A 5,441-nucleotide genomic window follows, 5' to 3' on the forward strand; every position below is an offset into this window, starting at 1 on the left:
CGCATCGCCGGGTAGCTATGTTCGGAAGGGATAACCGCTGAAAGCATCTAAGCGGGAAGCCTACCTCAAGATAAGATTTCCCCGAGGCTTTATGCCTCCTAAAGAGCCGTTGAAGACTACGACGTTGATAGGTTGGATGTGGAAGCATAGCGATATGTGAAGCTGACCAATACTAATTGCTCGTGAGGCTTGACTATACAACACCCAAACAGTTGTTGTATCACAAGCATCAATCGATTCATAAAAGATCACTTAAACCTGATCAGATCAAATATCTTGATTCAGCCCTTGCTGAACATAAAATTTCAGATACAATAGCCAACCTGTTAATAACTCATTTGGAACAAAGTAAGGCATTACATGCAAAAGCAGAGTAACTAAGACCCGAACAAGTCCATAACAGTTGTGCTGGCGACCATAGCAAGAGTGAACCACCTGATCCCTTCCCGAACTCAGAAGTGAAACCTCTTCGCGCTGATGGTAGTGTGGGGTTACCCATGTGAGAGTAAGTCATCGCCAGCTCATTATTCAAACACCCTCAACTAACGTTGAGGGTGTTTTTTTATGTAAAAAATATTAAGTAGAAAAAGAGAATAAATTGAATAGATTTTCTAATTAAAATCTTTATGTTTTTTCATAAATTTATGTTATATCTAATAAAACGGCATAGAAATTGCTTATCAAAAACTTATGTATTAAGTTTTTGAAAAAATAAATTTAAAAGAGTGGTGAAAATGAAGTTATCGGTTGGATTAAAAGTTGCAAACTCCTTGTCGCTGACACCGCAGTTACAACAAGCCATTCGTTTGCTTCAGCTTTCAAGTTTAGAGCTTGAACAAGAAGTTCAAATTCAGTTGGACAGTAACCCTCTATTAGAAAAAGTCGAAGAACAAAGTAGTTTCGAAAGTTTATCCACTTTAGAAGAGCAAGAACATAATCAAAAAGATTTAACCAAAGAATTAAATGCAGATCATCTGCCTAATGACTTGCCTGTCGATACAGACTGGGATGATGTGTACACTCATTTACCAACGAGTTTGGGCACGGCGGAATATGAAGAGCGAGAGGATAATCGTCAGGGGCATTTGGGTTTAAAAGAGCACATGATGCAACAAATCAATCTGTTACATTTTTCTCAAGTTGAGCAGCTCATTGCCTACTGTATTGTCGATGCTTTAGATGACAATGGTTTCTTGGATTGTGAAATATCGGAAATCACTACATCTGTACAGCATCTATTGATCTCCATGGAATATGATGATGAAGTTGAAGACGATGAAGTTTTAGTCGTTTTGAAACATATTCAGCGTTTAGATCCAATTGGAATTGGTTCGCGTAATTTAGCAGAATGTTTATCTATTCAGCTTGAAAGTTTGGCTACAGATGTGCCTTATCGTCAGGAGGCATTGCAACTTTTACAGCATTATGAGTTATTAATTTCGAATGATTTAGGCAAGTTAATTAAGCAAACAGGTTTAAGTGCTGATCAACTTCAGCATGCAGTATCTTTATTAAAAACTTTGAAAGCGCATCCTGGTAAAGCATTTGAAGATCAGGAGTCAGACTATCAAATTCCTGATGTGGTGGTCAGTAAAAAGCAGGACCATTGGCATGTGCAACTCAATCCAGATGTTGTGCCTAAGCTTAGAATTAATTCCTTTTATGCCAATATGATTAAACGCGCAGATCAAAGTGAAGATAATCAATATTTGCGTAATCAAATGCTAGATGCGAAAAACTTTATAAAAAGTGTTGATGAACGTCATAAAACCTTATTAAAGGTAGCGACTTGTATTGTGCAACATCAACGTGAATTCTTTGAAATTGGCGCAGAAGGCATGAAGCCTTTAATTTTACGTGACGTAGCTGATGAAGTTGAATTACATGAATCGACCGTTTCACGGGTAACGACCAATAAATATATGCTCACTCCACGTGGATTGTTTGAATTGAAATATTTCTTTTCAAGTCATGTTGCGACCAGTTCTGGTGGAGAAGCATCTTCAACTGCGATTCGTGCAAAAATTAAAAAACTCGTCTCTGAGGAAAATCCGCGTAAGCCTTTGTCTGATAATACAATTGCAAATTTGCTGAAAGCCGAAGGTATTGATGTGGCGCGCAGAACGGTGGCGAAATATCGTGAGTCATTAAATATTGCATCATCTTCTGAACGAAAAGTCTTGATCTAATTTTTAAAATCGGTCTATTCTAAGGATTCATTATGACTAAATAATGAATCTTTTTTCTTTGAAGGAATAGTTAGACATGATTTAAAGTGACCTCTACAGTGATCTGTTATTTGGCAATCAATCATGTGAACTATGCCTTCCTAATCCTAATGAAGGAGAGGGATAGAATTATGCAAATAACAATTCGTGGACATCACTTAGCTATAACCCCTGCAATTGAAGAAAATATTCGACTTAAGTTTGCACAAATGATCAAACATCTGGATCAGGTCAATAGTATGCAGGTGAAATTAAGTAAAGATCATCAAATCGATAAACATTCTAAAAAAGGCAGTGCCAATCATATTGCTGAAGCGATTATTCGCTTGCCCGGCACCGAGCTGTTTGCGCAAGCTTGTGCGGATGATATGTATACTTCTATTAAGATGATGACTGAAAAATTAAAACGCCAATTAGAGAAGCATCGGAAGATGCAACTGGACTACCAGCTTTTAGCGATTTAGCCTTAAGGTGGTTTTAAAAGAGGTTTTTGATAAACCTCTTTTTTTATTGCGATAATGTATACGATTAATGAATAATTTTTTCTATTTATAGTAAAATGACAGGTTTTTACACCGTTGGTCCTATAAGAGGTCTTTGTGATGAATAGTGAACAGCTCACTGAAATTTTAAAAGCTGCTTTTCCAGAGGCTGAAGTTGCTGTAAGTGGGCAAGGCGGCAAGTTTGATCTTCGTATTGTAGATAATCAATTTGATGGCAAACGTCCTGTTGCTCGTCAACAAGCAGTGTATGCACCATTGAATAGCTATATTGCCAGCGGTGAAGTTCATGCGGTCACAATTCGTGCAATGACACAAGAAGAATGGCGTAAAGCAAGCTTATTTGGAGCTTAATAATTTAATGGATAAATTTTTAATTCAGGGCGGTAATAAGCTCGAAGGTGAAGTGCGCATTTCTGGTGCAAAAAATGCAGCCTTGCCACTTCTTGCTGCAATGATTCTTGCAGAAACACCAATAACATTGAAAAATGTTCCAAATTTAAAAGATGTAAATACCTTGGTGAAGTTGATCGCAGGCTTGGGCATTAAAATGTCTTATGAAGGCGATACTGTCATTGCGGATACCTCAACATTGGACAACCAATTTGCACCTTATGAATTAGTCAAAACCATGCGTGCTTCTATTTTGGTGCTGGGCCCATTAGTCGCGCGCTATGGTAGTGCAAAAGTATCTTTGCCAGGTGGTTGTGCAATTGGTTCTCGTCCTGTCGATCAACATCTTAAAGCACTTGAAGCTTTAGGCGCAGAAATTGAAGTTGAGAATGGTTATGTGAATGCCAAAGTCAATGGTCGCCTTAAAGGTGGCGAAGTGGTCTTTGATATGGTCACCGTTGGTGGTACAGAAAATATTCTCATGGCTGCGGTATTGGCAGATGGTGTGACTACCATTCGTAATGCTGCACGTGAACCTGAAATTACCGACCTTGCGCAAATGCTTATTAAAATGGGTGCTAAAATTGAAGGTTTAGACACCGATACTTTAGTGGTTACAGGTGTTGAGCACTTGCATGGTTGTGAGTATTCAGTCGTTGCTGACCGTATCGAAACGGGTTCTTATTTGGCTGCAGCTGCAATTACAGGCGGTAAAATCAGAACCACACATACCGATCCTGCCTTGCTAGAATCTGTGTTGGACAAGTTTGAAGAAATGGGTGCTGAAGTCACACGTGGCGATGACTGGATTGAACTAGATATGATGGGCAAGCGCCCTAAAGCCGTGAGCTTCAGAACCTTACCACATCCTGAATTTCCAACAGACATGCAAGCACAGTTAATGGCAGTGAATGCGATTGGGCGCGGTTTTGCGACGATTTCGGAAACTATTTTTGAAAACCGTTTTATGCATGTCCCTGAATTGTCACGTATGGGTGCCAATATTCAGGTAGAAGGCAATGATGCAGTGGTGACAGGCGTAGAAAAACTTTCTGCTGCGCCTGTTATGGCAACTGATTTACGTGCCTCATTCTCGTTGGTGTTAGCAGCATTGGCGGCAGAAGGCGAAACATTGATTGATCGTATTTATCATATTGATCGCGGTTATGAAAATGTAGAACAAAAGTTAGAAGGTTTAGGCGCCCAAATTAAGCGAGTAAATTGATGAATGACATGAGAAACGATGATCCTAATTTTGACGTAATGGGCAATTTTGATCATGGTTTAACTTTGGCATTAAGTAAGGGGCGAATTCTAAAAGAAACTTTGCCTTTATTGGAAACTGCGGGAATTAATTTACTGGAAGACCCAGACAAGTCACGTAAATTAATTTTTCCGACCACACACAAGCAGGTGCGTATTTTAATTTTACGTGCCTCTGATGTACCAACTTATGTTGAAAATGGTGCGGCGGATATTGGTGTTGCAGGTAAAGATGTCTTGATGGAGCATGGCGCTCAAAATGTATATGAGCCGCTTGACCTGAAAATTGCGAACTGTAAATTGATGACTGCGGGAAAAGTTGGCATGCAGCGCCCGAAAGGTCGTTTAAAAATTGCCACTAAATATGTGAATTTAACCCGTCAATACTATGCGAGCTTAGGCGAGCAGGTTGATGTAATTAAACTTTACGGTTCAATGGAATTAGCACCATTGGTCGGTTTAGGTGATTACATTGTCGATGTAGTGGATACAGGTAATACTTTACGTGCCAACGGTTTAGAGCCCTTAGAAGAAATCTGTAAAGTATCTTCACGTTTAATTGTCAACAAAGCCAGTTTTAAGCGTAAGCAAGATTTGCTCAATCCAATTTTGGCACAACTTGAAAAAGCTGTGGCAGAACGCGAGTTGGCAAAATAATCTGCTTAAATCTGTATCCGTCATCCTGTCTTCTCAAAAAACCGTCATTCAATGGCGGTTTTTTATGTTAGTGCATGATTCTGTTCTTGAATGATTTTAAACGTAAGCGTCCGCTGAATCCCATGCCTATTTTTTAATTTTGGTCGGATTTCCAGCGGTGTGGCAGTAATTCTTCTATTTGGGTCACTTTATGCGTCGGCAGCCTTTTCAGCACATCACTTAAATAGGCATACGGATCCAGGCCATTCAGCTTTGCTGACTGGATTAAAGTCATGATATTGGCAGCTCGTTGACCACTGCGCAGCGAGCCTGCAAACAGCCAGTTCTTGCGTCCTAAGGCCCAGGGACGCATCTGATTCTCGACCCAATTATTGCAAATCGGTAGATTGCCATCATCCAA

General features: G+C 39.6%; 6 protein-coding genes and 2 rRNA genes. 7 read left to right on the forward strand and 1 reads right to left on the reverse strand.

Going from position 1 to position 5,441, the window contains the following annotated elements:
- From BJN41_RS13060 to hisG, 7 genes are all read left to right on the forward strand, one after another.
- A 23S ribosomal RNA gene (locus BJN41_RS13060) occupies positions 1 to 197 on the forward strand; the annotation flags it as partial.
- Positions 198 to 407: 210 nt separating this feature from the next.
- Positions 408 to 522, forward strand: a 5S ribosomal RNA gene (gene rrf / locus BJN41_RS13065).
- A gap of 212 nt (positions 523 to 734) precedes the next feature.
- Complete coding sequence (locus tag BJN41_RS13070) at positions 735 to 2,189, forward strand: RNA polymerase factor sigma-54 (protein WP_070155712.1); 1,455 nt, start codon at positions 735 to 737, stop codon at positions 2,187 to 2,189.
- A 170-nt stretch (positions 2,190 to 2,359) separates the two neighbouring features.
- Entirely contained in the window at positions 2,360 to 2,692 is a 333-nt protein-coding gene (gene hpf / locus BJN41_RS13075; RefSeq protein WP_070155714.1) for a ribosome hibernation-promoting factor, HPF/YfiA family, read from the forward strand.
- Positions 2,693 to 2,830: 138 nt separating this feature from the next.
- Entirely contained in the window at positions 2,831 to 3,082 is a 252-nt protein-coding gene (gene ibaG / locus BJN41_RS13080) for a BolA family iron metabolism protein IbaG (RefSeq protein ID WP_070155716.1), read from the forward strand.
- Positions 3,083 to 3,089: 7 nt separating this feature from the next.
- Positions 3,090 to 4,346 carry a UDP-N-acetylglucosamine 1-carboxyvinyltransferase gene (gene murA / locus BJN41_RS13085; RefSeq protein WP_070155717.1) on the forward strand — a complete coding sequence of 419 codons (1,257 nt, stop codon included), beginning with the start codon at positions 3,090 to 3,092 and terminating at the stop codon, positions 4,344 to 4,346.
- The gene (hisG, locus tag BJN41_RS13090) at positions 4,346 to 5,041 is read left to right on the forward strand and encodes an ATP phosphoribosyltransferase (RefSeq protein ID WP_070155719.1); all 696 of its coding nucleotides are present in this window, start codon (positions 4,346 to 4,348) and stop codon (positions 5,039 to 5,041) included. The genes murA and hisG overlap by 1 nt, the downstream gene beginning before the upstream one ends.
- Before the next feature lie 133 nt (positions 5,042 to 5,174).
- Here the strand turns inward: hisG and BJN41_RS13095 are convergent.
- Positions 5,175 to 5,441, reverse strand: a 267-nt coding sequence (locus BJN41_RS13095; RefSeq protein ID WP_057073203.1) for a transposase domain-containing protein, incomplete at its 5' end; no start/stop codon positions are given.

Origin of the sequence: Acinetobacter towneri, from assembly GCF_001758345.1 — a bacterium.
Classification (GTDB): domain Bacteria; phylum Pseudomonadota; class Gammaproteobacteria; order Pseudomonadales; family Moraxellaceae; genus Acinetobacter; species Acinetobacter towneri_A.

Coding starts and splice junctions, on each gene's coding strand:
- ibaG (WP_070155716.1), top strand. CDS start 2,831: ATGAATAGTGAACAGCTCACTGAAATTTTAAAAGCTGCTTTTCCAGAG.
- hisG (WP_070155719.1), top strand. CDS start 4,346: ATGAATGACATGAGAAACGATGATCCTAATTTTGACGTAATGGGCAAT.
- BJN41_RS13070 (WP_070155712.1), top strand. CDS start 735: ATGAAGTTATCGGTTGGATTAAAAGTTGCAAACTCCTTGTCGCTGACA.
- hpf (WP_070155714.1), top strand. CDS start 2,360: ATGCAAATAACAATTCGTGGACATCACTTAGCTATAACCCCTGCAATT.
- murA (WP_070155717.1), top strand. CDS start 3,090: ATGGATAAATTTTTAATTCAGGGCGGTAATAAGCTCGAAGGTGAAGTG.